The following is a 3,274-nucleotide window of genomic DNA, read 5'->3' on the forward strand; positions in this document are numbered from 1 at the left end:
TTGACACACCAACCATATTTTGTAAATATTTCTTAGCTTCTACAAAATCACAATTTTTTTCTCTTTGTACTAAGGTAAATAAATCTCCTCCCTCTCCTGTACTAAAATCATACCAGATGCCGGCTTTACTGCCATGTATCTTCATCACTATTTTGCCATCTTTCTCCCAGCGGAGTAACTGGCTATTTGATAAATGCTTATTTGAACTACCAAGTAAGCTTCGTCCTATTTCTTCAGCTTTAAATGATAATTTTTGTTTTAATTCCAGTGCTTTTTGTTTATTAATAGCATGATAATCTATTTTATTCTTTGCCATAATATCCTCTTGTAACTTGACACTTATTGTTGTATCTTGTTTATTACAATTCGTAAGGTTATAAGAAGGGCTTTTTTGCTCTTCTTGGGCTTTATGGCTTGTGACAAAATTTGTGCTAGTGCTTCTTAGGATGTCTGCTACTTTAGCAGGTGGTCTTGAGCTTATTCTTAAGTGATAATAGTTATCATTACTGTGTAATCTATCCTTAATATCTTCTACTACCCCTTTAAACCAATCACCTACTTTATCTATAATATTAGGATTCTTATTTTCTTGATCTTGAATTGCTACTAATTCTTCTAAAGTTTTAAAATTAATGCTAGATAGCCTATTATCTATTTTGCTAAGTTGTGATATTAAACTGGCTATATTCCTGGTAGCCTCTCTGTTATAGTAAAGTTTTACCTCTTCTATGTGCCTTGTCATGGCTACATAAGAATTTCTGCTATTTCCTGCTAAATTATGTAATACATAGACATCTTTAATTGAGGCTCCTTGTGCTTTATATACTGTAGAAGCATAGCCATGTTTAAAGCTTACATCTTGAGGATTAAATTCTATTTCTTTCCCGCTATCTGTTTTAGCTATCAATCTATCGTTACTTACTAAAGTTATCGTTGCAAATTCCCCATTTTCTATTTGTAAATCTTTATTAGTACTTTTAAACAAAATACGATCTCCTGCCATATAATCTTCATACTGCTGAGATGGTAGATAGCGTCTATACTCTTTACCGGTAAGCAAGCCTTTAGCTTTTAGTAACTCCCTGATCCCTTGATTAATACTATCTACTTCAACATTACGCATGGTAATTATTAAACGCTCATTTAGAGCAAATTTGCTGTTGCTCCAATCATTAATTAATCTTGCCATTGATTCTTCTAATGTATGATCAATCTTTAAACATTTATGCTGTGCAAGTAAACACAGACCACGGGCAATATCTGATTTTGCAAAGCATGAAGCCATTTCTCTTGCCCATACTTTATTTTGTCTTCTAATTCTACTCAACTCATACGAGCCAAATTTACTAGCCAATACTGCAAACATTCCTCCTCGCTCAACGGAAGTTAGTTGTCTCTCATCTCCAGCCAGTATCAGATTACAATTATTACTCCTTGCTACTTTTAGTAATTCTAAATAATCACTATTACCTACCATTCCTGCTTCATCTACTACTAGCAGGCTATCTCTTGGTAGATCAGCTTTACCATTATATAATTTAAATAAAAACCCTTTTACTGTATGACACTTCTGGTAACCTTTACTTTTAAACTCCGATGCTGCTTTATGAGTAGGAGCGAGTCCTATAATATTTTGTCCATGATGAGTAGCAATTTTATAGCCTTCAGCAAGTACTTGCGACTTACCGGTGCCGGCTCTACCTTGCAAAATCCTAATTCCTTGACTATTAATTAAAATATGCTGTAGGCTCTCTTGCTGTGCTTCATTAACACTTGTCAGATTTTCAATATCACTTTTAATCTTCAGAACATTATTAAAATGAATCTGGCTATTTACCTTATCAGCTATTCTAACTATCCTTAATTCTTCTTCTCTTACATCCTTAGTAGTATAGTATTTAGTATCAGTGCCATCTTCATTATATAGTTTTACCAGCCTATTTGAATTATTTCTAAGTATTGAAGGTATAGAGCATACTACTACTAAAGCATATTCTCCTCAAACAAATGGTATGTGTGAGCGTTTTAATAAAACCATGAAACAAGAATTCTTTGATACAGCTATGCGGAAAAAGATTTATACAGATCTTGATGATTTACAATGAGATATTGATATTTGGTTAGAGCATTTCAATAATGAGCGACCACATTTAGGAAAATATTGTTATGGAAAAACTCCTATGCAAACTTTTAAGGATAGTAAAAAATTAGCTGTTGAAAAGAATAATGAAATCTTGTATCCTGAATACGTCTCTGACAGTCAAAATTTAACTGACAATCAGGTGCAAAATTTATAGTGTCTGTAAGATCAAATCTTGACTTCTACAGTTTTTGGCGGCACTTCTTCTTTAGTCACTAAAGTAGCAGGGGTGCCATCTAGGTTAAAGCGTTGTTTGCCTTCGACTAGTAATTTTTTGTATCTTTTATCAGAGCAATATCTTTTAAAGAATCTGCGAATTTGTTGATTTGAAAAGTGCTCTTTTTCTGTAGTTATAATTTCCTTGTGAATGCCTATGGTAAGTAGTTTTGCCGGGATAGAGAAACATAGAGGGTATTTTGTTTGTATTCTTCTTGCCATCTTTTAAGTTTAGCTTTAAGAGCTTCTTGTTGTTCTTGTGCTAATATTTGTGCTTTAGCGGCTTTATTGTTTTGGGCATTAGGGCTTAAGATCTTTAGTAGATTTTGGATTAGCAGTTTTTTGCTGTAATGCACGCTTATCTATGACTACTACTTGTTTTTGTGGTAATTGAGGTAAAATAGTTTGCAGCGGCATTTTAAGCTTTAATGTGGATCTAGCAGTTTGCATAAGTGACCTATTCATTTTTGAGTTTGTTGATCTCAATAGTAGATAACCCGGTAGCAATAGATATAGTATTAATATCTATATTCTGAGCTAATAAGTTCTTAGCAACTAATGTCATGGTTTCAGCTTTTCCCTCAGCTTTTCCGATCTGCATACCTCTAGCTTCGCCTCTAGCTTCGCCTCTAGCTTCAGCGGATTCAATCATGAAATCTTCGACAGCTTTGTTATCCATGATGCGTTTAATTTCCTGCTCATAAGCAAGGAGTTCTGCTTCATTCCAGTTAAACTGATTTAATGCTTCATAAGCACGCCCTACTACAAGATCACTACCTATAATTTTCTGCAGGTCAGCTTCTTTTGTGTTAGCAGCATACTTAAAGAAATAGCACCATTTTTCGGTAATAGTTTTTAGGTCTTCAATTTTATCTATATTAAATTTAGGTAGTTCAATAAAGCTAAAAGAGAAATCCT

The 3,274-nt window shown here is 33.6% G+C and carries 3 protein-coding genes and 2 pseudogenes; 1 reads left to right on the forward strand and 4 read right to left on the reverse strand.

All coding sequences use genetic code 11. The features are described 5' to 3' along the window. Positions 1-1,948: pseudogene (locus RAT170B_RS07675) on the reverse strand (AAA family ATPase); the annotation flags it as partial. Between RAT170B_RS07675 and RAT170B_RS09360 the strand changes: the two are divergent. Continuing rightward, positions 1,941-2,297: pseudogene (locus RAT170B_RS09360) on the forward strand (integrase core domain-containing protein); the annotation flags it as partial. The pseudogenes RAT170B_RS07675 and RAT170B_RS09360 sit on opposite strands and share 8 nt — an antisense overlap. Positions 2,298-2,308: 11 nt before the next feature. On the opposite strand, the gene RAT170B_RS11945 reads toward RAT170B_RS09360, so the two are convergent. The 3 genes from RAT170B_RS11945 to RAT170B_RS07690 all read right to left on the reverse strand — a co-directional run. After that, a complete protein-coding gene (locus RAT170B_RS11945; protein ID WP_045806084.1) occupies positions 2,309-2,578 on the reverse strand; it encodes a ProQ/FinO family protein in 270 nt (89 codons plus the stop codon). A gap of 78 nt (positions 2,579-2,656) precedes the next feature. Continuing rightward, on the reverse strand, positions 2,657-2,821 hold the full coding sequence (locus tag RAT170B_RS11950) for a hypothetical protein (protein ID WP_261368794.1): 165 nt from the start codon (positions 2,819-2,821) through the stop codon (positions 2,657-2,659). Next, positions 2,814-3,274 (reverse strand): PD-(D/E)XK nuclease family transposase (locus RAT170B_RS07690; RefSeq protein ID WP_045806085.1); only part of this gene is annotated, 461 nt, incomplete at its 5' end. The genes RAT170B_RS07690 and RAT170B_RS11950, both read right to left, overlap by 8 nt.

This window comes from Rickettsia argasii T170-B (assembly GCF_000965185.1).
GTDB classification, from domain to species: domain Bacteria; phylum Pseudomonadota; class Alphaproteobacteria; order Rickettsiales; family Rickettsiaceae; genus Rickettsia; species Rickettsia rickettsii.

Excerpts from the sequence above, each read along its gene's own strand:
- RAT170B_RS11945 (WP_045806084.1), bottom strand. The coding sequence starts at position 2,578 with ATGGCAAGAAGAATACAAACAAAATACCCTCTATGTTTCTCTATCCCG.
- RAT170B_RS11950 (WP_261368794.1), bottom strand. The coding sequence starts at position 2,821 with ATGAATAGGTCACTTATGCAAACTGCTAGATCCACATTAAAGCTTAAA.